The following is a 24,707-nucleotide window of genomic DNA, read 5'->3' as shown; positions in this document are numbered from 1 at the left end:
ACCATGGCCGTCACCGCAACCACCCCCGCCACCCGTCCGCCGACGGCCACGTCCCGGACGGGCGCGGCCCCGGTGACGGCCGCCCTCATCCTCCTCGTCGTCGCACTCGCGGTCGTCGACATCACCCAGGGCACGGCCGCGGTCGGCGCCCCGGAGGTGTGGAAGGCGCTCACCGGCCGGGCCGACCCGGCCGACGCGTCCGTCGTCATCGCCTCACGGCTGCCCCGGATGGCCGCGGGCCTGCTCATCGGCGCCGTCCTCGGCATGGCGGGCGCCGCCCTCCAGGCCGTCAGCCGCAACGTCCTCGCCTCGCCCGACACCCTCGCGGTCAACGCGGGCTCCTACTTCGCCCTCAGCGTCGCCACCGTCACCGGTGTCTCGCTGCCCCTGTTCGCGTCCTCCGGCATCGCGTTCGTCGGCGGCCTCGCGGCGGCCGCGGTCGTCCTCGGCCTCTCCGGCCTCGGCACCGGCACCGTCCGGCTCGTTCTCGCGGGCAGCGCCCTCACCCTCGGCCTCACCGCCGTCACCGAGGGCCTGCTCCTGCTGTTCCCCATGGAGACCGACGGCATTCGCCACTGGTACCAGGGCAGCATCGCCCAGAACGGCTTCGACGGCGTCCTCCAGATGCTGCCGCTCGCCGTCGTCGGACTCGTCGGACTCCTGCTCCTCGCCCGCCGGATCGACGCCCTCGCCCTCGGCGACGACGCCGCGCGCGGTCTCGGCGTCCCCGTCCGGGCCACCCGGCTCACCGCCGTCATCCTCGCCTCCCTGCTCTCCACGGCCGCCGTCACCCTCGCCGGCCCCATCGGCTTCGTCGGCCTCTGCGCGCCCGCGCTCGTCCGGCCGCTCGCCCGACGCTTCCGCGGCTTCACCCGCACCCGGGGCGGTCTGCCCCTCGCGGGCCTCATCGGCGCGGCCCTGGTCATCGGCTCCGACGTGGTCCTGCGCGTCCTCGTCCCCGCCGACGTGGCCGTCGCGGTACCGACCGGTGTCGTCACGAGCCTCGTCGGCGCGCTCTTCCTCGTCGTCATGGCGACGCGGAGCCGGGACACGGAGGCGGCCGCCGCGACCGACCGGTTGCGGATCCGCAGCCGGGGCGTCTTCCTCACCACCACCGCCGTCCTGGTCGTCGTCCTCCTCGGCGTGGTGGTCGCGGCCCTGCTCCTCGGCGACGCCAAGCTGTTGTTCGGCGACGTGCTGAACTGGGCCCAGGGCAAGGCGGGCCGGACCACCGCGTTTGTCCTCGACACACGCGTGCCCCGCGTCCTGGCCGCGCTCCTCGCGGGCGCCGCCCTCGCACTGGCCGGCACCCTCGTCCAGGCCGTGACCCGCAACCCCCTCGCCGAACCCGGCATCCTGGGCGTCTCCAACGGAGCCGCGCTCGGTGCGGTCCTCCTGGTCACGACCGTGCCGTCCGCCGGATCGTGGGGCGTGGCCGGCGCCGCCTTCGCCGGTGCCGCCGTCAGCTCCGTCCTCGTCTTCGGCCTCGCCGCGAAGGGCGGATTCCGGCAGAACCGGCTCGTCCTCGTCGGCTTCGGCGTCGCCACCGGAGCATCGGCCCTGATCAGCCTTCTCGTCATCCTCACCGACCCGTTCAACGCGATCAAGGCGCTGACCTGGCTCTCGGGCTCCACGTACGGGCGGACCCTGCCCGATGTCGTGCCCCTGGCGGCGGTCCTCGCCGTGGGTGTGGTCGTCGCGGCCGCCCGGCGCACCGAACTCGACCTGGTCTCGCTCGACGAGGACACCCCGCGTCTCCTCGGCCTGAACCTGGGCCGCGACCGCCTGGGCTTCCTCGCCCTCGCCGTCCTGCTCAGTGCCACCGCCGTCGCCGCCGCCGGAACGATCGGCTTCGTGGGCCTCGTCGCACCCCACGCGGCCCGCGCCCTGGTCGGCCGTCAGCACGCGCGCGTGGTGCCGGTCGCCGTCCTCCTCGGAGCGGTCCTCGTCTGCACCGCCGACCTCGTCGGTCGTACGGTGATCGCCCCGGCCCAGCTCGGCGCGGGCCTGATGACGGCGGTGATCGGCACGCCGTACTTCCTCTACCTGCTGGTACGGAGCCGCCGCGGGTAGACCGTGTCACGGGTGCACGAGGCCCGGCCGGAGGGCGGACGACCTAAGCTGCCCTCCGGCACAGGCCTCGACCCAGGAGTACGCACCATGACCGACCGCGACCGGCAGCATCCGTACCCCGACGCCTTCCGGCCGGACGCGGCGCCGGCCCCGCACGAGTTCCTCGCGCCGGTCACCGGACTGCTCGGCACCTGGACCGGTGAGGGCCGGGGCGGGTACCCGACGCTCGCCGAGGACTTCACGTACGCGCAGGAGGTCACCTTCAGCCACGACGGCCGCCCGTTCCTCCACTACGAGGCCCGCGCCTGGCTGATCGACGACAACGGCACCCCGCTCCGCCCGGCGGCCCGCGAGAGCGGCTGGTGGCGCCTCAAGCCCGAGGGCACGATCGAGGCGCTGATCACCCAGCCCACGGGCATCGTGGAGATCATGGTCGGCCGCGTGGAGGACGGAGCGATCGACCTCACCACCCACACCGTGGCCCTCGCGCCCACCGCCAAGCACGTCGAGGCCACCCGCCGCCGCTACACCCTGACGCAGGCCGACACCCTGGACTTCGTCCACGACCTGGCGGCCGTGGGGCAGCGGCTCCAGCACCACCTTTCGGCACGGCTCCGGCGCGAGGACGGGAAGTAGCACCATGCGGAACCAGAACGACGACGACCCCTACCTGTGGCTCGAGGACGTGTCCGGCGAGGCCGCGCTCGCATGGGTGGCCGAGCGGAACGCGGAGACCGCGGACGCCGTGGCCGCCGGCGACGCGTTCGGGGACCTGAAGGCCCGCCTCCGGGAGGTGCTCGACGCCTCCGACCGGATTCCCTACACCGTGCGGCGCGGTGAGCACCTGTACAACTTCTGGCGGGACGCGAACCACCTGCGCGGAGTGTGGCGGCGGACGACTCTGGAGCAGTACCGCCGCGACGACCCCGAGTGGGAGGTGCTCCTCGACGTCGACGCGCTGGCCGCCGCCGAGGGCGAGAAGTGGGTCTGGGACGGGGCGCGGGTCCGGCGGCCGGAGTACGACCGGGCCCTGGTGCGGCTCTCCCGTGACGGTGGGGACGCCGTCGTCGTCCGTGAATTCGACCTCGTCGCCCGGCAGTTCGTCGAGGACGGCTTCCGGCTGCCCGAGGCCAAGACACGGATCGGATGGGCCGACGACGACACCGTCCTCGTCGGTACGGATCTGGGCCCGGGCTCGCTGACCGACTCCGGCTATCCGCGTACCGTCCGTCGCTGGCGGCGCGGCACACCCGTCGAGGACGCCACCCTCGTCTACGAAGCCGACCCGGCGGATGTAGCCGCCTGGGGCTACCGGGACAGCACGCCCGGGTTCGAGCGGGAGTTCGTCGGCCGCTCCCTGGACTTCTTCCACAGCGAGACGTACCTCCTGCGCCCCGACGGCACCCGCGTACGGATCGACGTGCCCGACGACGCGAGCGTCTACGCCCACCGGCAGTACCTGATCGTCACCCTCAAGTCCGCGTGGCTCGGGCAGCCGACGGGCTCACTGCTCGCCTTCGGCTTCGACGCCTTCCTCGCGGGCGACCGTACGCCCGACGTGCTGTTCACCCCGGATGCCCGGACCGCCCTCGCCGGACACACCTGGACCCGCAACCACCTCCTTCTGGAGACGATGCGGGACGTCAGCACCCACATCGAGGTCCTCACCCCCGTCCCCGACGGCGGCGGTTGGACGCGCGAGCCGCTCGTCGGCGTCCCGGCCCTGTCCGCCGTCGGCGTCGTCGACACCGACCCCGACGTGTCCGACGAGTACTTCCTCGACGTGTCCGGCTTCCTCCAGCCCTCCACACTCCACCACGGGCGGATCGGCGCAGGCTCGGAACCCCTCAAGCAGGCCCCGCACCACTTCGACACCACCGGCCTCACCGTCGACCAGCACTTCGCGATCTCCCGGGACGGCACGCGCGTCCCGTACTTCGTCATCGGCCCCGACCGCACCACCGCGCCCGGCCCCGGCCCCACCCTGCTCTACGGCTACGGCGGATTCGAGGTCTCCCTCACCCCGTTCTACGGCGGGGTGACCGGCCGGGCCTGGCTGGAACGCGGCGGCACCTACGTCATCGCGAACATCCGCGGCGGCGGCGAGTACGGCCCCGACTGGCACCAGGCCGCACTCGGCGCCGAACGCCCCCGGGCCTTCGAGGACTTCGCCGCCGTCGCCGAGGACCTCGTCGCCCGCGGCATCACCACCCCGGCCATGCTGGGCGCCAAGGGCGGCAGCAACGGCGGGCTCCTCATGGGCGCCATGCTGACCCGCCACCCCGAGCTCTTCGGCGCGATCGTCGCCCAGGTGCCGCTCCTCGACATGACCCGCTTCCACAAGCTCCTCGCGGGCGCGTCCTGGATCGCCGAGTACGGCGATCCCGACGACGAGGCCGACCTTCCCCACCTGCTCGCACTCTCCCCGTACCACCGGCTCGCGGCCGACCGGGACTACCCACCGGTCCTCCTGATGACCTCGACCCGCGACGACCGCGTCCACCCCGGGCACGCCCGGAAGACGGCGGCCCGGCTGCGGGAACTCGGCCACCGGGTCCTCTTCCACGAGAACACCGGCGGCGGCCACGCGGGCGCGGGCGACAACGAACAGGCCGCCCACAACAGCGCGCTCGTGCACACCTACCTCTGGCAGCAGCTCGCGGCTGCGGGGGCAGAGGCACGAACAGAAGCGGAGGCGGGAGCGGACGGGCCGACCATCCCCGGGCCGCTCACAGCCACCCCGACCGCTGCGCCTGCAGCGCCATCTGGAACCGGCTCGTAGCCCCCAGGCGGGCCATCAGGACCTGCACGCGGCGGAAGAGCGTGCGGCGACTCACGCCGATCTCCCGGGCGATGACCTCGTCGCTCGCGCCGGCCGCGAGCAACCGGAGCAGACGCCGGTCGGCGGGCAGCAGCCCCGCCGGCCGGGCCGAACGGCCGTGGAACGGCAGCGCGTTCTGCCAGGCCTGCTCGAACAGTGCCACGAGCGCGGAGAGCAGGCCGCAGGGCTGCACGACCAGCATCGTGTTGTAGACGTCCGTCTCCTTGATCGAGAGCGCGACCAGGGCGTACGCGTCATCGATGATCAACAGCTTGACCGGCACCGACGGCAGCACCCGGGCCTGCTCGCCGGCCTCGATGCACGGCTCGATCGAGTTCTCCAACTGCCCGGGATGCTCAAGGGACTCCCGCGAGTACACGACCCGCTGGGTCACCCCACGCGCGAGCGTGGCCAGCGCGTCGTCCGTGGCGCCGGCGAGGGGGAAGTACGGCGGCGAGTCGAACTGCCGGATCTGCTCCCGGGCGCTCGCCCACGCCTGACGCATCCGGGGCCCGATGGCGTCACCGGTCACGACCTCCACCAGCTGGTCGTGATACCCGGCGAGCCGGTGCCGCCGGAACGAGTCGAACGCGCCCCCGACGGTGATCCGGGACTCGTCGAGCTCGGCCGCCCGGCGCCGCCCGAGGATCTCCAGACCAGCGGCGGGCGGCACCGGCGCCACGACGTCGGAGCCCTCCTCGGCGGCGCTCGCCAGACCGCAGTCGACCAGCTCGCGGTACGCCGCCGCCAGCGCCTCGTCCCCGAGCCCGGCCTCGGCACCGATCGAACGCAGCGGCGCGGGCCCGCAGTCCAGAAGCGCCCGGTAGACCTCGGCGCCCTCCTGTCCGATGCCCAGAAGCCGGAGTGCCTCGCCGAGTCTTTCGTTTGCCATGCACCGATTATCGACCTCTTCGATTCGGGGCCGTCGGTCCCCTCCGTTCATGTGCCGCGCCGGGCCTGTGGGGCGCCTCGGACGGCCGGCGGCGGGGGCGGCGACCCCGTTTCCGACCGCCTCCGGGCGGGCGCCCCCTCCCCCCTCAGGCGCTCGGTACAACCGCTCTGACCTGGTGTTCTCCTGGAATTCTCCTGGGCTGGCGGAGGCCTGGAAGACACCGTCGGAGGGGACTTCATGAGTGACGACGCGCACACGTACGACGCCAGCCGCATCCACGTGCTCGAGGGACCGGAAGCCATCCGGAAGAGGCCCGGGATGTACGTCGGATCGACCTCGGCACGGGGTCTGCACCAGATGGTCCACGAAGCCCTGAGCGCGGCCGTCCACGAGGTCCTGGCGCGTGGCGCGGGCACCGTCGACGTCACGCTCACGGCCGACGGCGGCGTCCGGGTCGCCGACGACGGGCCCGGCGTCCCGTTCGAGAGCGCCAGGGACGCCGCAGCTCCCGGCCTCGAAGCCCGGCTGGCCCAGGTGTACTCCGGGTGGCGGCTCGGTGGACGCAGTGCCCTGAGGTTCGGAGGAGCAGCGCCCACGCGTGGTGCCGGCCGCCGCCCGGACGCACCGGTGGACGTCGCCGGTCTGGCCGATCCGTGCCACTGGCGGTCTTCGGCAACCGGCGCCCGCGCCGCGGAGTACCTTCCGGACGTCGCCGGCCCACGGCGGTCGAGGAACTCATCCGGAAGAAGGTGCAGGACGTGGCGAAGGGTCGCAAGAACGGCCTCTACGAAGGCGTCTCCGAGGAGCTCTCCACCCTGATGAGGTCGGGGTGGGCGGACACCGAGCGGCACGGGCTCGAGCCCGACGAGCAGGCGCCGTACGCGGCCCGCCGCCGCGCCGTGCTCTCCGCGCGCTTCCCCGGCGAGCGCCTCGTGATCCCCTCCGGCAACCTCAAGACCCGCTCCAACGACGACACGTACCCCTTCCGCCCGTACACGGGATACGTGCACATGACCGGCGACCAGGCGCGCGACGGCGCCCTCGTGCTCGAACCCCGCGCGGACGGCGGCCACGACGCCTACTGCTACCAGCTGCCGCGCGACAGCCGCGACAACGACGAGTTCTGGATCGGCTACACGGCCGAGCTCTGGATGGGGCGGCGCCGCTCGCTCGCCGAGGCCGAGGTCGTCCTCGGACTGCCCTGCCGCGACGTCCGGACCGTCGCCGAGGACCTCGCCGCCGGTTCCGGTGTGCCGACCCGGATCGTCCGTGGCATCGACCCGGCACTCGAAGCCGCGGTCACCACGGACGAGGACCGCGACGACGAGCTGGAGGAGGCGCTCTCCGAACTCCGGCTCGTCAAGGACGCCTGGGAGATCGGCGAGATGCGCAAGGCGGTCGACTCGACCGTCCGCGGCTTCACCGACTGCGTCGCCGAGCTCTCGAAGGCCGTCGCCTCCTCCGAGCGGTGGATCGAGGGCACCTTCTTCCGCCGGGCGCGCCTGGAGGGCAACGCCGTCGGATACGGCTCCATCTGCGCGGCCGGCGAGCACGCCACGATCATGCACTGGACGGAGAACGACGGCCCGGTCCGGCCCGGCGAGCTGCTCCTGCTCGACGCCGGCGTGGAGACCCGCTCCCTCTACACGGCCGACGTCACCCGCACGCTGCCGATCAGCGGCACGTTCACCCCGGTCCAGCGCCAGGTGTACGACGCGGTGTACGAGGCGCAGGAGGCCGGCATGGCCACGGTCAAGCCGGGTGCCCCGTACCGTGACTTCCACGAGGCGTCCCAGCGGCACCTGGCGGCGCGGCTCGTCGAGTGGGGTTTCATCGAGGGCCCCGTCGACCGCGCGTACGCCCTGGGGCTCCAGCGCCGCTTCACGATGGCTGGCACCGGGCACATGCTCGGCCTGGACGTCCACGACTGCGCGCAGGCCCGCACGGGGGAGTACGTCGGCGGCGTCCTCGAACCGGGCATGGTGCTCACCGTCGAGCCCGGCCTGTACTTCCAGCCCGACGACCTGACCGTGCCGGAGGAGTGGCGGGGCATCGGCGTCCGGATCGAGGACGACCTGGTCGTCACCGAGGACGGCCACGAGAACCTGTCCGCCGGCCTTCCGCGCAGCTCGGCCGAGGTCGAGTCCTGGATGGCCCGCTTCGCGGGCTAGCCGGACCCGGACGCGTCCCCGGGTTCCCGCGCGGCGGGTTGCGCTCGCACGTGCACCGGAACCCGGGGACACCGGGCTTCCCGGCGGGTCGGGGTGAGGCGGGTTGTGTCCTGCCGGGCCTCTGCTCCGGATCCTCGGCCGGACCGGCGGCCACCACCGGGCGCATGCCCTCGGGTCCGGCCGACAGACCCGCCGGCTCGTACGCGGCCCGGTACCTCAGCATGCCGCGGGCGAGTACGGCCGACCCTCCGCCGGGCGTCACCCGCGGTCTCTCGCCCGCCGGGGAGAGCCGGGCACGGTTCACGCGAAGGCCGTGAGGTCCTCGTACAGGGCGAAGAGGCGGGGGAGCGGAGGGCCGGAGTCCGGGCCTCCGCGGCGGTGCGTCAGCGCGGTCCACGCAGTGGCGAAGAGCCGACGTGCACGGGCTCCAGGCCAGGGCGCGGGGAGCAGTTCGGGAGGCAGCAGGGGATCGGGCCCCATGGCGTACGTGAAGGCGGCGGCGAGCTGGACGGCGAGCGTCAGCCGCTCGGGCGCCGTCGGGCTCTCGCCGCGGTGCTCCGCGCCGTCCGGGTGCTCCAGCCGGTCGAGGCAGTTTCGGGCGAAGGCGGCCAGTCGGCCGTGCCGGGCGGCGATCTCGTCGAGCGGCCAGAGCGCGGCGGCCAGCTCCCGCGGTTCGGCGACGTCCCCGACCCGCAGGTCGGTGCTGGTGAGGTACGTGACCTGGCCGGCGACGCCGAGGTGGCGGGCCTGGGCCTCGACGAGCGGTTCGATCGGATTGGCGGCGGCGTACAGACCCGCGTGGAGGGGTGCGGCGCCGAGGTGGAGCAGGGTGTCGCGGAGCGCGTCGCGGGCGGCCCGCGACGACTCCGGCACGGCGAAGGCGAAGAGGTGCCACCTGCCGTCCCAGGGGGCGAGCCCGTGGTCCTGGCGGTAGGCGTGGCCGACATGGGCGGCGTCCGGAGCGATCGCGCCGGTGGGGTCGGCGACCGCGCGGAGCACGGCCTTGCGCCCTCGTCCCTCGTGGGTGAAACGGCCCTCGGCGACGAGGCGCTTGACGCAGAGCCGGACCTGCTGGTCGGACATGGAGAGGAGCCCGGCGACGGTGTAGAGCTCCCCGGCGTCGACGGTGCCGTCGGTGCGGACGAGAGCGTGCACGAGCGTGCGGGTGGGGACGGGGTTCCACGCGGAGCCGTCGCCGGACGCATCGGGTGCGCCGGCTTCGACGAGGGCGTCGACGTCGACACGGGCGTCGGCCTCGGTACGTGCGTCGGGTTCGGTACGTGCGGCGTGCGCGGTGGGCCCGGGGCGTTCGGCGGCTTCCGGCTGCTCGCCGCGTCCGGAGCGTCCGGCGGCGTCCGCCTGCCAGGCGCGCCCGGAGTCCTCGGCGGATGCCGCCTGCCCGGCCCCCGTCGGGGTGTTGCGGTGCTTCATCAGGCCTCCTGGCCGTGCGGGAAGTCGGCGGCCGTGACCGGCCGGTGCATCGTCGTGGCGGCGCCGAAGCCCGTCAGGCCGCGCAGGTAGGGCGTCTTCTCCGTGCGGACGGCGACGAAGCCGTGCCGCTCGTACAGCGCACGGGCGCGCGGGTTGACGTCGATGACGTCCAGCCGGACGCGGCGGCAGCCGGCTTCGGCGGCCACGGCCGCGATCTCGCGCAGGAGGAGTCCGCCGATGCCCGTGCCCCGGTGCTCGGGGGCGACCGCGATGCCGTCCATCACCAGCTCACGGGCGGCGGGCCGGCGCTCGAAGAGCGCGAGCAGGGCGAGGCGGGGCAGCCCGCGCAGCGCCCCGTACGCCGTGAGCACGTCCGCCGCGCCGCCGCCGGTGAGCCCGCGCCCGTCGAGCCGGTAGCCCGCGACGCCCGCCACTTCGCCGTCGACGAGGGCGGTGACGCCCCGGTCGAGGTGGAGGTGGGCGGCGAGGAAGGCGCGGGCCTTGTCGGGGGGGTTCAGGGCGGGGCCGAGCTTGCGCCCGAAGGCCTCCCAGTACAGCGCGGCGACCCTGGCCTCACAGCCCTCGGGCACGCCCCGGCGCACCACCGGTCGTGTGTCCATCGGTCCTCCTCCGTCGTGCTTCTGGTTCGAGCTTGCGCTATCGATGATAATACGTTCATGCTCGATACGAGCGTTCTGGGAACGATAGATACGGGGGAAGGCATGACACTGCAAGCGACGGTTACGGCGCGAGGTGCCGGGGATCCGGGGCCCGGGGGTGGTGCACGGCTCGCGCACGTCGACGCCCTGCGCGGGTTCGCCCTGTTCGGCATCCTCGTCGTCAACATCGGATACTTCGCGTCGGCCTACCACGGCGTGGGTCTGGCGGACCCTGGCTTCGACTCGCCTCTCGACACCGCGGTCCGTTGGTTCGGCACGGTGTTCTTCGAGGCCAAGTTCTTCCTGCTGTTCTCCTTCCTCTTCGGCTACAGCTTCACCCTGCAGCTCGCCTCGGCCGAGCGCGGCGGCGTCCGCTTCGCCCCGCGCTTCCTGCGGCGCCTCGCGGGCCTGTTCGTCCTCGGTGTGCTGCACGCGGTCCTGCTGTTCCCCGGTGACATCCTCACCACGTACGCCGTCCTCGGCCTGGTCCTGCCGGCCGCCCGCCGTGTCCGGCCCCGCGCCGCGGTGCGTACCGCCGTGATCCTCCTCGCCGTCACCGCCGCCCTGTACCTCCTCCTCGCGGTGGGGGTGCACCTGGCCGGCGACTCGGGGGCCGATCCGGGTGCCGCCGACGAGGCCGAGCGGGCCGTGCGGGAGCTGCGCGGCGGTCCCGGCGCAGTGATCGGGGAGCACCTGGGGCAGCTTGCCGAGTTCGCGGTCGTGGTGCTCTTCTTCCAGGCTCCGGCCGCCCTCGCGGCCTTCTTCCTCGGATTCGCCGCCGGGCGGGTCCGTGCGCTCGGAGACCTCGCGCGTCATCGGAAGAACCTGATCCGGCTCCAGTGGGTGGGATTCACGCTCGGGCTGCTCGGCGCGGTGGTCTACGCGCACGCGAACCTGATGGCGACGGACGGCGCGTACCAGGCCCTCGCCGTCGCGGTCGACGTCCTGACCGCGCCGCTGCTCGCCGCCGCGTACGCCGCCACCGTGCTCCGGGTCACCCAGGGGCGGTTCGGCGGGCGGACGGTGGCCGTGCTCGGGCCGGTGGGCAGCGTCACGCTGACCTGCTACCTGGCTCAATCGCTGGTCTGCGCCCTGCTGTTCACCGGGTACGGGGCGGGCCTGGTCGGGCGCGTTCCACCGCCCGGGGTCCTCGCGATCGCGGTCGTGCTCTTCGCCGTTCAGGTCGTCGCGAGCCGGTGGTGGCTCCGGCGTCACCGGTACGGCCCGGTCGAATGGCTGCTGCGGGCCTGGACCACGCTGACGTGGCCACCCCTGAGGCGCCCGCAGGCGACGGACGGGGCGGCGGTGACGGAGCGGTCGGCGGTGACGGGGTCGGCGCAGGCTACGGAGAGGTCGGAGGAGTCGGAGGCGCCCCAGGGGTGACGAGGCGCCCCGGGGGTGACGGAGGCGGGGGCAGGGGAAGCGGCAGGGGTGGGGCCGGTCGACCCCTGGACGTCTCCCCGACGATGCGGTTAGCTGCACTTGCACCTAATCAACAAGTTGCATATGGAGTCGTCGTGCATCCCTTCCGTGCCGCCGTCGAGAACCGCGACCACGCCGCCATCGAGGCCCTGCTCGCCGAGGACGTGGTCTTCACCAGCCCGGTGGCCTTCCGGCCGTACCCCGGCAAGGCCATCACCGCCGCGATCCTGCGCGGAGTGATGCGCGTCTTCACCGACTTCACGTACGTCCGCGAGATCGGGAGCGACGACGGCCGGGACCACGCCCTCGTCTTCACCGCGAAGGTCGGCGACATGGAGATCAACGGCTGCGACTTCCTCCACTTCGACGAGGAGGGACGGATCGACGACTTCATGGTCATGGTCCGGCCGCTCTCCGCCGCGCAGGCGCTCTCCGTCGCCATGGGCGCCCAGTTCGACCGCATCAAGGCGGAGGCCTTCGCCGGGGCCGACACGGGATCGTCCGCCGAGGGCGAGCGGTGAGCGGCGCGGACTACGACGCCGTCGTCATCGGCGCGGGCAACGCCGGGCTCACCGCCGCCGCCACCCTCCAGCGCGCCGGCGTCCGCACGCTGCTCGTCGAGCGGCACAGCGTGCCCGGCGGCTGCGCGACCTCCTTCCGCCGGGGCCGGTTCGAGTTCGAGGTGGCGCTGCACCAGCTCTCCGGCATCGGCGCCGAGGGGCAGGCGTTCACGCTGCGGCCCCTCTTCGACGAGCTGGGCATCGGCGACCGGCTGACCTGGGTCGAGGAACCCGACCTCTACCGCACGGTCGTGCCCGGCTCCTTCGACGTGACCCTCCCGGCGAACTGGGAGGGCGCGACCGCGACCCTGGAGGCGCACTTCCCGGGCAACCGGGCCCGCCTGGAACGGTTCTTCGCCCTCGTGCGGGACCTCACCTTCTGGCAGATCGCCGCGATGCGCGGCACTCCTGCCGACCAGGTGGACGAGCTCCTGTTCCGGCACGGCCTGCGGCCCGCGCGGGACGTCCTCGACGAGCACTTCGAGGACGAGCGGCTCAAGGCCGTCCTCGCCTCCTACTGGGGCTACCTCGGCCAGCCCCCGTCCCGGCTCCCCTTCCAGGACCTGGCGCTGGTCCTCTTCGCCTACCTGGAGTTCAAGCCCTGGCACCTCCGCGGCGGATCGCAGGCGATGTCCGGCGCGATCCTCGACACGTTCCTGGAGGCCGGCGGCGACGTCCGGTTCCACACCGCCGTCGACGCGATCCTGACGCGGGGCGGGAAGGTCGTCGGCGTGCGTCTCGACGACGGCCAGGAGGTGGGCGCGACCGACGTCGTCTCCAACGCCTCCCTGCCCCTCACCTACGGCATGCTCGACGGCCTCGCCGTCCCCGGCGCCGTCCGCGCCGACCTCGCCTCGCGCCGGATCGGGGTCTCCGGCTTCGTCCTGCACATGGGCCTCGACGCCACCCCGGCGGAACTCGGCTTCACCGCGAGCACCACCTTCGTGAACACCGACCTGGACGCCGACCGTACCTCCGCCTCCTGGCGCACCCGCGCCCCGGCCCGGGGCATCTGCGTCACCTCGTACGACGTGGAGCCGATCGGCTTCGCGCCCCCAGGGGCCACCCACGTCAGCCTCATGACCCTCCAGTACGGCTCAGCCTGGGACGACGTCGAACCCGCCGGGTACGCCCGGGAGAAGTTCGCCTACGCCGAGACGCTGCTCGACCTCGCCGAGACCGTCACCCCCGGCATCCGGGGCGTCATCGAGGAGGTCGACGTCGCCACCCCGCTGACCATGAGCCGCTACCTGGGCCACCCGGGCGGGGCGATCTACGGCTACGACCAGGACGCCACCGAGAGCTGGCAGTTCCGCGACAGCGAACTCCGCCCGCACGTGCCGGGCCTGTACCTCGCCGGATCCTGGTCCGGCATGGGCGGCTTCCAGCCCACCCTCGAAGCGGGCGCGCGCGTGGCCCGGCGCCTGCTGCGGTCCAAGGCCGCCTGAAGAGACCCGGGAGACACCTGTGACGCCTCATCACCTCGCCGCACGCTTCGCCGGCGCGGAACGCATCCGGGACGAGATCGCGGGCCGCCCGGCCGACACCGCCGACCACGCCGCGCGGACCCGCCGCGCCCTCGACACGTACCACCCGCGCCGCCTCGACCTCCGGGTCGACCGCATCGTCGACGAGACGCCGAGCACCCGCACCTTCCGGCTCCGCCGCCCCGACGGCGCCGACCTGCCGCCCTTCCTCGCCGGGCAGTACGTCGGGGTGTTCGCGGACGGGACGAACCGCCCGTACGCGATCTCCTCCAGCCCGGCCGACCTGAGCCGCTACGACCTGACCGTGCGCCGTGTGCCCGGCGGGCGGATCAGCAACCACCTGCTCGACACCCTCGCCACCGGTCACACCCTGACGACCACCGGCCCCCAGGGCACCTTCCACCACAATCCGCTCTTCCACGGCGAGGACGTCGTCTTCCTCGCGGGCGGCTCCGGTGTCGCCCCCGCGATGAGCATGGTCCGGGAGATCGCCGACCGGGGCCTCGGCCGGCGCTTCCACCTCCTCTACGGCTCCCGGTCCCTCGACGACATCCTGTTCCGCGCTGAACTCGACACGCTCGCCGCCGAGCACCCCGGCATCCGCGTCCACCACGTCCTCCAGGAACCGGACCCGCGGTGGCCGGGCCCCGCCGGACTGCTGACCGCCGCACTCGTCACGGAACTCGCCGGGCCCCTCGAAGGGCGGATGGTGTACGTGTGCGGGCCCCAGGCCCTCTACCCGTACGCCCTCGGCCAGCTCACCGGGCGGCTCGGGCACCCCCGGCGCCGCATCCGCTTCGAGGCCAACGGCGCCCCCGCCGATCCCACCCGGCAGCCGCACTGGCCGACAGGTGCCGATCCGGCGGAGCAGGTCACCGTCGCGGCCCGCGCCACCGCCTTCCGCACCCCGCGGGGCCGCCCCCTCCTGGACGCCCTGGAGGACGCCGGCATCCGCCCCGAGTCCGCCTGCCGCTCGGGCGAGTGCGGTCTGTGCCGGGTGCGCGTCCTCAAGGGCGAGGTCCACCACGCGGAGGAGGCCCGGCTCAGGCTCTCCGACCCGGACTCGGGGTACGCGCACGCGTGCGTCGCGTACCCCCTGACGGACGTGGAGCTGGATGTGTGAGGGGAGCAGGAGGCGGGCTGCGCGGCCGTACGTACGCACATCGGTCGTCCGTACGAGGGGAAGTGGCTCGAACATTCACCGATTCAGGTGACAGCGGCCGAGGCGAAACGTCCCTCCCGGAACGAGGGCGTCCACGCTCGAAGCGACACATGGAGCCACCCTGTGGAGCACCCGATGCAGCTGATCCCCCGTCATGACCCGTACATGGTCGTCCGCTCGGCCGACGGCGTCACCGTCGCCGCCCTCCGGGGCGAACTCGACCTCGTCCTGGTACGGCACCTGCGGCCTGAGCTCGACGCCCTCGTGCGGGAGTCCGACGCCCTGACCGTCGACATCCGGCGCCTCACCTTCTGCGATGCCACGGGGCTCGGCCTCCTCGCCCACTGCGCCGGACGCACCCGGCGGCGCGGGGCGCGCTGGCGGCTCGTCTGCGACCAGCCGTGGATCCTCCGGCTCATCCGCCTGACGGAACTCGACGACGTCCTGAAACCGGAGAGGGAGACGGCCGTGGAGTCGGAAGGGGAGCCGTCTGGAGAGCTGTCGGGGGAGCCGTCGGCGGTGTTCCCGGAAGAGTGGGGCGCGCTGCCGTCGGGTGGGCTGCCGGACATGACGGCCCCCCGCTGGGATCCGACGGGCCCCCTGCTGTCCGAACCCGGGGCGACGAGACCTCTCTCGTAGGAGGCGATCACGGACCGCCCGCGCCGAGCCCTCGCGATACCGTCGGACGCATGTCTGAAGTCCGGTTGACCACGCCCTCCTTCCTCGTGCTGGGCATCATCGACAAGCTGGGTGAGGCCAGCCCGTACGACGTGAAGGTCGAAGCCGCGCGGACCGTGGCGCCGTTCTGGTCGATGCCGCACGCGCAGGTCTACGCCCAGTGCGACCGGCTTCTGGAGGCGGGGCTGCTCTCGGAGGTCAGGCAGTCCGGTGGCCGGAACAGGCGCCTGATGAAGCTCACCGACGAGGGCGCGGAGGCGCTCCGCGGCTGGCTGGCCGATCCCGCCTTCGTCCCGGTCGAGGCGCGCGAACGCGGCATCCTCAAGCTGTGGTTCGGGGCGAGCCCGGGTGTCCATGCCCCGGTGCAGATCGAGGAGCACCGGCGGACACTGGACGAGTACGAGGAACTCGCCGGTGAGGTGGGCGAGTCGCTGACGCGCGGGCAGCGCGAGGCCCTGGAGTTCGGCATCCGGTACGAGCGGATGATGGTCGACTTCTGGCACTGGGTCGAGCGTCGCGAATCCTGATCTCCGGTCGCGGGTCCCCGATTCCTGTTACCGACCGGTTGACCCCGGCGGTGCCCCGCCCTACCTTCCTCCATAGTCCAGAAAGGACTATCGCGGCGGCTCCGGCGCCGTGGACGGTGGAGGGGGAGGCGCCGTGGGACGTTCGACGAGCACGGACACGGAAACAGCCACGGAGACAGACGCGGGAACGAGCGCGGGGATCAGATGGGGGAGGGTGTCCGCCGTCGCCGTGACGGTGGTCTGCCTCGTGTACGCGCCGATCGCCATGACCGAACTCTGGCCCTACGCCACACCCGGAGCGCCCGCCATCGGAGAGTGGCTCCTCGGCCGGTCCGTGTCCGCGGAGTTCGTGGCCGACGCGGTCCGCGACCGGATGGGACCGTACACGCGCAGCCTGGTCCCGCTGATCGTCCACTCGGTCCTCGGCGGCCTCCTGATGCTGCTCGGCCCCGTGCAGCTGCTCTCGGCGGTGCGCCGCCGCATCCGGCTGCACCGCGTCCTCGGAACCGTCTTCGCCGGCACCGTGTACGCGTCGATGGCCGGTGCCGCGCTCTACCTCCTGCGCACCCCGCCGGCGGAGGCCTTCAGCGGCGCCTCGTTCTGGATCGTCCTCGCGACGATCCTGGTGGGCACGGTCGGCAGTGTGACCTTCGGGGTCCTCGCCGCCGTGCGCGGCTTCCCGGACCTGCACCAGCGCTGGTTGCTGCTCTGCTACGGCTTTCTGATGACCGCTCCACTGCTGCGGCTCGAATGGGGTGTGCTGCCCGCGCTGTACCCCGGCCTCTCCCTCCAGGACGTCAACCGCGTCGCGATCATGCACCTCGGCGCCCTCGTCGCCTTCGGCGCGCTCCTGGCCTCCCGGGCCCTCGACCGTCGGACCGGGGTTCCCGGCCTGACCGGAACGTGGGCTCCGGGCCCGGTCCTCGCCGCCGCCCATGTCCTGGGCGCCGCGGGCCTGGGCTGGGTCACGTACGCCCTCCTCGGCCAGGGGACGCAGGGGCGCCGGCTGCTCGTCGCCTACCTCGTCCCGTACGTGCTGACGTACGCCGTCGTCGCGGTCCGCGCGACACGTGCCCGCGCGCGCGGAGAGGCCTGGGCGCGTGAGGAGTGGCGGCTGCACCTGGCGGCCCAGTGCCTGGCGCCCGCCTTCTCGGCGGTGACCGTGCCCGTTCTGGAGCGGACGACGGGCCTGGACCGGCTCACGTCCCTGATCGCGGGAGTCGGCATCGGGGCGGGAATGCTGTCGTACGCGGCGGTCACGGTGGTGAGCCTGCGGGTCCTGCACGGACGTGAAGTCCTCAGGCGACAGGGCGAGTCCACGGACGTTCCGCCGGGCCCACCGGCTCAGGCGACCGCGAATCCGACCGGTGTCGACGTCGCTGCCGCTGCCGGCGCCGATGTGGGTATCGGTGCGGATGCGGGTGCGGGTGTGTCGGTGTCGGAGCGGACGGGAGCAACTGATGCCTGACCAGAAGGAACTGTCGCCCGGCATCGTCGTCCTGAGCGCCGTCGTGGGCGGCATCAGCCTCACCACCGGCGCCCTGCTCAGCGTCACGAGCCTGTGCGGGTACGCTGCGGGCGCCTGGGTGTCCCCGGAGGCGCTGAGCCCCGGGCTCATCGGAGCCGCGATGGCCGGAGTGGCCCCCGCGCTCTTCACGATCGGGCGGGCACGCCTCTGGGAGGACGTACGGAGCCTGGTGCTGCCGTTGGTGATCGTGCTGACCGGCCTGTTCACGGTGAGCCTGCTGAACGCAGGGTCCCTCCGGGCGGTCGACGGCGGCCCGCTGTTCCTCGCCCTCTTCAGCCTCGGCTGGGTCGCCACCCTGGGATCGCTCGCCCTCGGCGCGGTCGGCTGCCTCGTCGCGCAGTACCGGAGGCCCGCGGGGCCCGCGGGCGCGGAGCCGCGGCAGCCGGTCGTACCGCTGCCCGGCTGGTCGAAGCCGCCGCTGGCCGTCGTCGGCTCGGGATGGCTCGGCATCGGCGCCGGGCTGCTCGCCTTCCCCGACTTCTGGGGCGCGCTCGTGCCGTGGACGGTGAACCGCGCGGAGGCCTGGCCGACCCGTCCCCCGAGTACCGGGCCGTCACCGGACACCATGGCGGCGCGCCCTTCGCGAACGGCGCCTGACACGACCACGCCGGGCCACGGCCACGCCAGCTCACGGCCGCGCTCGTCGGCATGGCAACGCGACAGTCGCCTCCGGCAGCCGCGGGTCACTGCACCCGGGGCACGCCGGGAAGCCTGACCGTGACGAGGAGGCCGCCGGCGGGGCGGGGCGTGAGGTCGAGGGAGCCGTCGTGGGCGCGGACGACGCTGTGCACGATGGCCAGGCCGAGACCGACGCCCGCGTGTTCGTCGGTGCGCACGCGCTCCGCTCCCCGCCGGAACGGTTCGGTGAGGGTCGGTACCAGCTCCGGTGGGAGCGGCGGGCCCGTGTTCTCGACCCGCAGCACGCTCGTCGTGCCGTCCGTCGTCGTGCCGTCCTTCGCGGTGTGGACCGTCTCGGTGCGGACCGTCTCGGTGTGGACCGTCACGGTGCCGCCGGTGGGGACGTTGTGGACGACGGCGTTCTGGACGAGGTTCGTCACCATCCGCAGCAGGAGCTCCGCGGAGCCGCTGGTCCGGGCCGCGCCGCCGGTGACGTCGAGCGTGATCCGGCGCTGCTCGGCGAGGGGGAGCAGCGTCTCGGCGGCCTCCTCGGCGAGGAGCGAGAGGTCGACGCTCTCGCGGGTGAAGGTGCCGGTGTCTCCTCGGCTGAGCAGCAGGAGGGCCTCGGTGAGGTCGATCGCCCGCGTGTTGACGGCCTGCAGGCGTGCGACGAGCTCCTCCCGGTCGCGGGCGGGGTCCTTGAGTGCGACGTCGAGGAGTGCCCGCGAGATCGCCAGGGGGGTGCGCAGTTCGTGGGAGGCGTTCGCGGCGAACCTGCGCTGTTCGTCGACGTGCGACTCCAGTTTCTGGAGCATCGCGTCGAACGCGTCGGAGAGTTCACGGAACTCGTCCTGGCGGCCCTTCATCCGGATCCGGTGGGACAGCGATCCGTCCCCGGCCTTCCGAGCCGCGTCCCTGATCTGGGTGAGCGGTGCGAGCATCCGGCCGGCGAGCAGCCATCCCCCGACGAGGCCGAACACGAGCAGGAAGCCCATCGCCACGGCGGCCGGCGGGAGGAAGGTACGGGTAAGGAGGTAGCGGTTGGGTGAGATCCCGAGCAGGCCCTGCGGGTTGTCGGGCACATAGCGCAGCAGGAACCCCCACACCACGGCCAGCAGCAGTGCGCCGGCGACGGCGAGGAATCCGGCGTAGCTGAGGGTGAGTTTCAGTCGGGCGCTGAGCCCCCGGCGTCTAGCCATGCGCTGTGCCGGGTCGGGTGCCGGGGCGGAGGGCGCAGGGGTCGGCCTCGATGCGGTAGCCGACACCCGGCACGGTCGCGATGATCCATGGTTCTCCGAGCCGTTTGCGCAGGGCGGAGACCGTGATCCTCACGGCGTTGGTGAGGGGGTCGACGTTCTCGTCCCAGGCCCGTTCGAGGAGCTCCTCGGCACTGACGACCCCGCCCTCGGCGGCGACGAGGACTTCGAGGACGGCGAACTGTTTACGGGTGAGCGCGACGTACCGTCCGTCCCGGAAGACCTCCCGGCGGAAGGGGTCGACCCGCAGGCCCGCGAGCTCGCGGACCGGGGGCCGGGCGTACGCGCGTCGGCGGTCGAGCGCCCTCAGCCGCAGGACGAGCTCCCGCAGCTCGAACGGTTTGGTGAGGTAGTCGTCGGCGCCGAGCTCGAAACCGGAGGCCTTGTCGTCGATCCGGTCGGCGGCGGTGAGCATGAGGATCGGGATGCCGCTCCCGGAGGCGACGATGCGCCGCGCGACCTCGTCGCCGGAGGGGCCGGGGATGTCGCGGTCGAGGACGGCGAGGTCGTAGGAGTGGACGCTGAGCAGTTCCAGGGCGGAGTCGCCGTCGCCGGCGATGTCGGCGGCGATCGCCTCAAGCCGTAGTCCGTCACGGACGGCTTCGGCCAGGTAGGGCTCGTCCTCCACGATCAGTACGCGCATGGCCGAAGCCTAAGCAGCGGAACACGGCGCCGGGGTGTGCGAGGTCCGGGGCGCATCGGACGCACGGCTCAGGCCGCCGACGCCAGAGCGGGGCGCGGCCCGTCCGACGGGGCGTCCGCCGCGGTGCGCCACCAATGCCGTGACGCCAGCGCGGCCAGTGCGGCGCCGGTGGCGTTGACCAGGACGTCGTCCACGGAGGACACCCGGTCGAGCCGGAAGACGTACTGAGCGGTCTCGACCAGGAGCGAACAACCCGCGCCGAGCGCCAGGATCCGGGGCACGGACGCCAGCGCCGCGAACCGCATCGGGGCGAAGAAGCCCAGCGAGGCGAAGACCAGAAGGTTGCCGGTGATCCCGAGCGTCCCCATCGTGACCAGGTCCCTCAGCGGTACCAGGCTCACCCGGGCGGGGGCGATGCCGGGTGCGGCGCCCGGCATCATGGTCAGCCACACGAACGGCACCGTCCCGTGGACGATGCCCACCTCGGCCAGCGACATCCGCCACGCCGGCGCGACACCGGCGGCCCGTCGCCGGAGCGCCAGCACCCCCACCACGAGCAGGGACGACGGCACCGCGACCAGCGTCATGAGCACCACACCGTTGAACGTGTCGAAGCAGCCGTGCCACCGCCCGGCCATGCAGCGTGGAGCGGACATCATGAGCGGTCCCCGCACGACGTACAGCGCGCCCGCGAGACCGAGGGCCGCCAGGCCGGCGAGCACGACCCTTCGCGTGCGGCGGGGTGGCGCGGGCAGGGGTGCGCTGTGTGTCATGCGCCCATTGAAGAGGGAGGGCGGTTGCGAGGGCGTATGCGCTTTTCGATACGCCCGCGATACGCCCGCGACAGGCCCGCCACATGCCTGCGACAGGCCCGCGGTGTACGGACTCCTTGCCGCACGCGCCGGGAGTCCGCGGCGTGTGGGAGCCGGTGCGAACCGGTCGCCGGACGGTCCGAAATCGCCTGGCAGCAGGGTCGGTCGGGCGGGATCATGGCCGGATGAGTCAGCCCGCAGAGACCGACCCGCCCGCCGACACCACCCTGTCCGCCGCGAACGGCCCGAACACCCCGAGCAGCCCGAGCACGCCGAACACCCCGCCCGTCGACGCGCTGATCGTCGTGGACGTGCAGTCCGCGTTCGTGACCGGTGACGGCGCCGTACCCGCGGCCGCTCGGCTCGTCGACCGCACGACGGACCTCCTCGCCCGGGCCCGGCGGGACGGCGCACTCGTCGTGCACCTCCAGAACGACGGACCGCCCGGCGCGGGGGACGAACCCCACACGCCGGGCTGGGAGCTCCACCACCCCGTCGAGCCCGGGTTCCGGGAGTTCGTCATCCGCAAGCCGCACGACGACGGCTTCGCGGAGACCCGGCTCGGCGGTGTGCTCACCGACGCGGGGGTGCGGGCGGTCGCCGTCTGCGGCGTGATGTCCGAGATGTGCGTGCAGGCGACGGCCCGTACGGCCCTGGCGCGCGGCTACCGCGTCGTCGTACCGCACGACGCCCACGCCACCCAGGACGTTCCGGCGGCGCCCGGAATCAGCGAGGCCGTGCCGGCCGCGACGGTCTCCCGGGTCGCGGCGTACGCCTTGGGGAGCGACGCGGAGGTCACGGTACGCGCCGCGGAGGTCGCCTTCACGGCCCCGACCGCCCCGAGCGCCGGCTGAGGTCCCGGGTCCGGCAGGGGCGGGGCGGCCGGTCCGGGAAGGCGACCGTCAGACCGGCGCGGGTCAGCCCCGGAAGCCCTCGGGACGCTCGGGGGAGGCCGCGCCGAGTGCCTTCGTCACGGCCTCCACGCCCTCCCGCAGGCCGTAGACCGGGGTGTCCGGCTGCTGACGCCAGGACTCGTCGATCCCGCCCGCGTCCACGGTGTCGAAGCCCAGCTCGTCGATGAGGAGCCGCACCCTCTCCTTCGCCGCGGTGTCGTCTCCGGCCACGGGCAGGGCGAGGCGCTCCGGGTCGCCCGCGGGGCGCGGCCGGTCCAGGAGGTCCTGTGCGTAGGTGCCGTTGAAGGCCTTGATCACCGGGTGGCCGATCCGGAGTTCGGTCCAGCGGCTCTCCGTGAGGCCCTCGTCCTCGATCGCGGCTATCCGGCCGTCGCGCTCGCGGGGGTAGTAGTTGCCGGTGTCGATGACGACGAAGCCCTCCGCCGCGCCGTCGAGGAATCCGGCCGGAAGGTCGGGGACGTTCTTCAGCGGGACCGTCACGACGACGATCTCGGCGCCCCGCGCGGCCTCCGAAGCGGTGACGGCGGTGGCTCCGGTCTCCTCGACGAGTGCGGTGAGGGTCTCCGGGCCGCGGGAGTTGGCCACGGACACGTCGTGGCCGAGGGCGGTGAGGCGGCGGGTCAGATTGCCGCCGATGTTGCCGGCGCCGATGATGCCGATCTTCATGGTGCTTCCTTCTGTCCGTTCCGGCTGTCTCGTGGAGCTGTCCCTTCCAGCCGCAGGAACCCGGAGTCTGTTCCCGCTCTCCGGAACCGGCCTCCGAGGTTTCGTCGAGACCAGCCTCGACTCGGCCTCGACTCCAGCCTCGGCTCGGCCTCGAAACCGGCGTCCGTGGCGCATGGCGGGAAGGCGCGGTGGGCCCGTCTCAGAGGGTGAAATAAGCAAATAGGGAAATTGCACATTTCTGCAATTCGATACATCCTGGTCGAGCCGTGCCCGAGGGTGTCCGCCGGGCCGCGGCGACCCGCCCCGCGCACCCGCGCCTCCGGAGGACAGACCGTGCCGGTCCCGCTGCACCAGGCCAAGGCCGAGTTCTTCCGCATGCTGGGCCATCCCGTACGCGTCCGGGTCCTGGAGCTGCTCCAGGACGGGCCGATGCCCGTACGGCACCTGCTCGCGCGGATCGAGATCGAACCGGCGGCGCTCTCGCAGCAGCTCGCCGTGCTCCGCCGCTTCGGGATCGTGACCGCCAGCCGCGAGGGGTCCACCGTCGTGTACACGCTCGCCGGCGGAGACGTGCCCCAGCTGATGCAGGCAGCCCGGCGGATCCTCACCGAGATCGCCTCGGGCCCGCAGCCCTCCTGTGCCCCACCCCCGCTCCCGCAGCCCGTGCTCCCGCAGTGACCGCCGTACGAGAAGGATGACGACGCAGATGACCATCGAATGGCGTTACACCGTCCAGCAGGACCTGGGCGTACTGTCCCTGGCCGGGTTCCTCGGAGCCGACGCCGTGGGGCGGTTCACCGGGGCCGTGGGATGGGCGGTGGCGCGGGGCACGGGGCCGGTCGTCCTCGACCTGACCCGGCTGCGGGGCTGGTCGGTCGGCGGACAGCTCGCCGTCGCCGAGGCGGCGCTCCGGCTGCGGGCCGCGGGCCGCGCCCTCGAACTGGCCGCGATCCCCGCCGACGGCTCGCTCGTCCCGGCGGGCGAAGGCCCCCCGGTCCCGGTCCACCGCGACCTGGCCGCGGCGCTCGCCGCACACCGCGACGCGGGCGTGGAACAGCGGGCCTGGCGCAGCGACGCCTGGCCGACCGCCTGATCGCCCGGCGGCGCCAGTACCGCTCACGTACCGCCCAAGTACGGTCCGTGTACCGCCCAAGTGCCGGGCCGTCCTGGCAGGTTCCGGCCATGATCGGCCGCTGACCCGTCTCCGGCGCGTTTCCGTCCCGGCAGGCGCGAGGATGGAGGCATGCTGCAGAGTGCCGGGTCGATGCGACGTGCGGGGTGGGTGTGATGAGTACGCCGCTCTATCAGTTGAAGGCCGAGTTCTTCAAGACGCTGGGGCACCCCGTCCGCATCCGGGTCCTGGAGCTGCTGAGTGAGCGCGAGCACGGGGTCGCCGAGATGCTCCGTGACACCGGCGTCGAACCGGCTTATCTCTCACAGCAGTTGGCGGTGCTGCGGCGGGCGAACATGGTCGTCGCCCGGCGTGAAGGCACCGCCGTGTACTACGCGCTGACGAGCCCCCGGGTGGCCGAACTCCTCATGACCGCCCGCACGATCCTCTCCGGTGTCCTCGCGGGCCGGCCGGACCTGCCGACCGACCTCCGGGCCCCGGCACCCCGGGAGAAGACCCCCTGAGAACCTGACGAAGCGCCGTCGGCGGAGCGCTCCGCTGCTCCGCCGCGTCCCACTCCTGGTGCGAGGTGTGGACGCGCTGCCCGTCGACGTCGATCATTTCCCCCGCTGCCCGGACGAGCGGTCGGGATGGGTTCCGGCACCGTTGTCCCGCCGCGATTCCTGGTGGCGGGCCGCAGGCTTCTCGGGCAGGCTGAGCAGCATGTATGCGGTGGTGCAGAACGTGGCGGTCGACTGTGCGGATGCCTATGGGCTGGCGCGGTTCTGGAGCGAGGTGACCGGGTGTCCGGTGGATCCGGAGAGCGGACCGGGCGACCCGGAGACCCAGGTGCTGCTCCAGGACGGCCCGGTGCTGTACTTCAACCAGGTGCCGGAGGCGAAGACCGTCAAGAACCGCCTCCACCTGTGCCTGCGCCCGACGACCTCGCGCGAGGAGGAGGTCGAGCGGCTGCTGGCCCTCGGAGCCACCCTGGCCGCCGACCACCGGAACCCCGACGGCACGGGCTGGGCGGTCCTCGCCGACCCCGAGGGCAATGAGTTCTGTGTCCTCCGCAGCGAATCGGATCACGCGAGGACGTCTGCCTGAGGCATCACGCGAAGGCGTTTGCCACCTGAGGCATCGCGCGAAGACGCCTGCCCGGGACGCGGACGGCCGGCTCCCCGGACGAGAACTCCTCAGGCCTCGCGGTCGGACCGTCGGTCCGTCGGACCGGCGCAATGCCGCATCACCCGTCAGGCCCACCGCGCCACGTGCC

At 73.1% G+C, this 24,707-nt stretch carries 24 protein-coding genes; 17 read left to right on the top strand and 7 right to left on the bottom strand.

The window, feature by feature from the left end:
• Window positions 1-3: 3 nt before the first annotated feature.
• The 3 genes from ACZ4XX_RS09085 to ACZ4XX_RS09075 all read left to right on the top strand — a co-directional run bounded on the left by ACZ4XX_RS09085 (window position 4) and on the right by ACZ4XX_RS09075 (window position 4,855).
• Window positions 4-2,073: an iron ABC transporter permease gene (locus tag ACZ4XX_RS09085; protein ID WP_468507281.1), complete on the top strand. Its 2,070-nt coding sequence runs from the start codon at window positions 4-6 to the stop codon at window positions 2,071-2,073.
• Window positions 2,074-2,160: 87 nt separating this feature from the next.
• On the top strand, window positions 2,161-2,709 hold the full coding sequence (locus ACZ4XX_RS09080) for a nitrobindin family protein (protein WP_468507280.1): 549 nt from the start codon (window positions 2,161-2,163) through the stop codon (window positions 2,707-2,709).
• Window positions 2,710-2,713: 4 nt separating this feature from the next.
• Window positions 2,714-4,855: a prolyl oligopeptidase family serine peptidase gene (locus ACZ4XX_RS09075; protein ID WP_468507279.1), complete on the top strand. Its 2,142-nt coding sequence runs from the start codon at window positions 2,714-2,716 to the stop codon at window positions 4,853-4,855.
• On the opposite strand, the gene ACZ4XX_RS09070 is transcribed toward ACZ4XX_RS09075, so the two are convergent.
• Entirely contained in the window at window positions 4,803-5,786 is a 984-nt protein-coding gene (locus tag ACZ4XX_RS09070; RefSeq protein WP_468507278.1) for a LuxR family transcriptional regulator, read from the bottom strand. The two genes, ACZ4XX_RS09075 and ACZ4XX_RS09070, sit on opposite strands and share 53 nt — an antisense overlap.
• A 758-nt stretch (window positions 5,787-6,544) precedes the next feature.
• Here ACZ4XX_RS09070 and ACZ4XX_RS09065 point away from each other — a divergent pair.
• Window positions 6,545-7,957, top strand: a complete 1,413-nt coding sequence (locus ACZ4XX_RS09065) for an aminopeptidase P family protein (RefSeq protein WP_468507277.1) — start codon at window positions 6,545-6,547, stop codon at window positions 7,955-7,957.
• A gap of 300 nt (window positions 7,958-8,257) precedes the next feature.
• On the opposite strand, the gene ACZ4XX_RS09060 is transcribed toward ACZ4XX_RS09065, so the two are convergent.
• The gene (locus ACZ4XX_RS09060) at window positions 8,258-9,388 is read right to left on the bottom strand and encodes a PaaX family transcriptional regulator C-terminal domain-containing protein (protein WP_468507276.1); all 1,131 of its coding nucleotides are present in this window, start codon (window positions 9,386-9,388) and stop codon (window positions 8,258-8,260) included.
• A complete protein-coding gene (locus ACZ4XX_RS09055) occupies window positions 9,388-10,008 on the bottom strand; it encodes a GNAT family N-acetyltransferase (RefSeq protein ID WP_468507275.1) in 621 nt (206 codons plus the stop codon). The genes ACZ4XX_RS09060 and ACZ4XX_RS09055 overlap by 1 nt, the downstream gene beginning before the upstream one ends.
• Window positions 10,009-10,110: 102 nt before the next feature.
• On the opposite strand from ACZ4XX_RS09055, the gene ACZ4XX_RS09050 reads away from it, so the two are divergent.
• The 8 genes from ACZ4XX_RS09050 to ACZ4XX_RS09015 all read left to right on the top strand — a co-directional run bounded on the left by ACZ4XX_RS09050 (window position 10,111) and on the right by ACZ4XX_RS09015 (window position 18,126).
• Window positions 10,111-11,430, top strand: a complete 1,320-nt coding sequence (locus ACZ4XX_RS09050) for a DUF418 domain-containing protein (protein WP_468507274.1) — start codon at window positions 10,111-10,113, stop codon at window positions 11,428-11,430.
• Between the two features lie 134 nt (window positions 11,431-11,564).
• Window positions 11,565-11,990, top strand: a complete 426-nt coding sequence (locus tag ACZ4XX_RS09045; RefSeq protein WP_468507273.1) for a nuclear transport factor 2 family protein — start codon at window positions 11,565-11,567, stop codon at window positions 11,988-11,990.
• A complete protein-coding gene (locus tag ACZ4XX_RS09040; RefSeq protein ID WP_468507272.1) occupies window positions 11,987-13,477 on the top strand; it encodes a phytoene desaturase family protein in 1,491 nt (496 codons plus the stop codon). Before ACZ4XX_RS09045 ends, ACZ4XX_RS09040 begins: the two co-directional genes overlap by 4 nt.
• Before the next feature lie 19 nt (window positions 13,478-13,496).
• Window positions 13,497-14,639, top strand: a complete 1,143-nt coding sequence (locus ACZ4XX_RS09035) for a 2Fe-2S iron-sulfur cluster-binding protein (RefSeq protein ID WP_468507271.1) — start codon at window positions 13,497-13,499, stop codon at window positions 14,637-14,639.
• A gap of 174 nt (window positions 14,640-14,813) precedes the next feature.
• On the top strand, window positions 14,814-15,317 hold the full coding sequence (locus ACZ4XX_RS09030; protein ID WP_468507270.1) for an STAS domain-containing protein: 504 nt from the start codon (window positions 14,814-14,816) through the stop codon (window positions 15,315-15,317).
• A 50-nt stretch (window positions 15,318-15,367) separates the two neighbouring features.
• The gene (locus ACZ4XX_RS09025; protein ID WP_468507269.1) at window positions 15,368-15,883 is read left to right on the top strand and encodes a helix-turn-helix transcriptional regulator; all 516 of its coding nucleotides are present in this window, start codon (window positions 15,368-15,370) and stop codon (window positions 15,881-15,883) included.
• A gap of 214 nt (window positions 15,884-16,097) precedes the next feature.
• A complete protein-coding gene (locus ACZ4XX_RS09020; RefSeq protein WP_468507268.1) occupies window positions 16,098-17,351 on the top strand; it encodes a DUF2306 domain-containing protein in 1,254 nt (417 codons plus the stop codon).
• Window positions 17,344-18,126, top strand: coding sequence for a hypothetical protein (locus tag ACZ4XX_RS09015; RefSeq protein ID WP_468507267.1), 783 nt, complete (start codon window positions 17,344-17,346; stop codon window positions 18,124-18,126). Before ACZ4XX_RS09020 ends, ACZ4XX_RS09015 begins: the two co-directional genes overlap by 8 nt.
• On the opposite strand, the gene ACZ4XX_RS09010 is transcribed toward ACZ4XX_RS09015, so the two are convergent.
• The 3 genes from ACZ4XX_RS09010 to ACZ4XX_RS09000 all read right to left on the bottom strand — a co-directional run bounded on the left by ACZ4XX_RS09010 (window position 18,095) and on the right by ACZ4XX_RS09000 (window position 20,701).
• Window positions 18,095-19,228: a sensor histidine kinase gene (locus ACZ4XX_RS09010; RefSeq protein ID WP_468507266.1), complete on the bottom strand. Its 1,134-nt coding sequence runs from the start codon at window positions 19,226-19,228 to the stop codon at window positions 18,095-18,097. The two genes, ACZ4XX_RS09015 and ACZ4XX_RS09010, sit on opposite strands and share 32 nt — an antisense overlap.
• A complete protein-coding gene (locus tag ACZ4XX_RS09005) occupies window positions 19,221-19,928 on the bottom strand; it encodes a response regulator transcription factor (RefSeq protein ID WP_468507265.1) in 708 nt (235 codons plus the stop codon). The genes ACZ4XX_RS09010 and ACZ4XX_RS09005 overlap by 8 nt, the downstream gene beginning before the upstream one ends.
• A 68-nt stretch (window positions 19,929-19,996) precedes the next feature.
• The gene (locus tag ACZ4XX_RS09000; protein WP_468507264.1) at window positions 19,997-20,701 is read right to left on the bottom strand and encodes a VanZ family protein; all 705 of its coding nucleotides are present in this window, start codon (window positions 20,699-20,701) and stop codon (window positions 19,997-19,999) included.
• A gap of 224 nt (window positions 20,702-20,925) precedes the next feature.
• Between ACZ4XX_RS09000 and ACZ4XX_RS08995 the strand changes: the two genes are divergently transcribed.
• Window positions 20,926-21,594 carry an isochorismatase family protein gene (locus ACZ4XX_RS08995; protein WP_468507263.1) on the top strand — a complete coding sequence of 223 codons (669 nt, stop codon included), beginning with the start codon at window positions 20,926-20,928 and terminating at the stop codon, window positions 21,592-21,594.
• 63 nt (window positions 21,595-21,657) lie between these two features.
• On the opposite strand, the gene ACZ4XX_RS08990 is transcribed toward ACZ4XX_RS08995, so the two are convergent.
• Entirely contained in the window at window positions 21,658-22,494 is an 837-nt protein-coding gene (locus ACZ4XX_RS08990) for an NADPH-dependent F420 reductase (RefSeq protein ID WP_468507262.1), read from the bottom strand.
• Between the two features lie 159 nt (window positions 22,495-22,653).
• Here ACZ4XX_RS08990 and ACZ4XX_RS08985 point away from each other — a divergent pair, with 159 nt between their 5' ends.
• The 4 genes from ACZ4XX_RS08985 to ACZ4XX_RS08970 all read left to right on the top strand — a co-directional run bounded on the left by ACZ4XX_RS08985 (window position 22,654) and on the right by ACZ4XX_RS08970 (window position 24,538).
• On the top strand, window positions 22,654-22,998 hold the full coding sequence (locus tag ACZ4XX_RS08985) for an ArsR/SmtB family transcription factor (RefSeq protein ID WP_468507261.1): 345 nt from the start codon (window positions 22,654-22,656) through the stop codon (window positions 22,996-22,998).
• A gap of 28 nt (window positions 22,999-23,026) precedes the next feature.
• Complete coding sequence (locus tag ACZ4XX_RS08980; protein WP_468507260.1) at window positions 23,027-23,413, top strand: STAS domain-containing protein; 387 nt, start codon at window positions 23,027-23,029, stop codon at window positions 23,411-23,413.
• A gap of 194 nt (window positions 23,414-23,607) precedes the next feature.
• Entirely contained in the window at window positions 23,608-23,955 is a 348-nt protein-coding gene (locus ACZ4XX_RS08975; RefSeq protein WP_468507259.1) for an ArsR/SmtB family transcription factor, read from the top strand.
• A 199-nt stretch (window positions 23,956-24,154) separates the two neighbouring features.
• Window positions 24,155-24,538: a VOC family protein gene (locus ACZ4XX_RS08970; RefSeq protein ID WP_468507258.1), complete on the top strand. Its 384-nt coding sequence runs from the start codon at window positions 24,155-24,157 to the stop codon at window positions 24,536-24,538.
• The last annotated feature ends 169 nt before the right edge of the window (window positions 24,539-24,707 follow it).

The organism is Streptomyces sp. NPDC029956 (genome assembly GCF_055574655.1).
The sequence above is the reverse complement of the archived record's forward strand: the minus strand, read 5'-3'. Positions and strand labels throughout refer to the sequence as shown.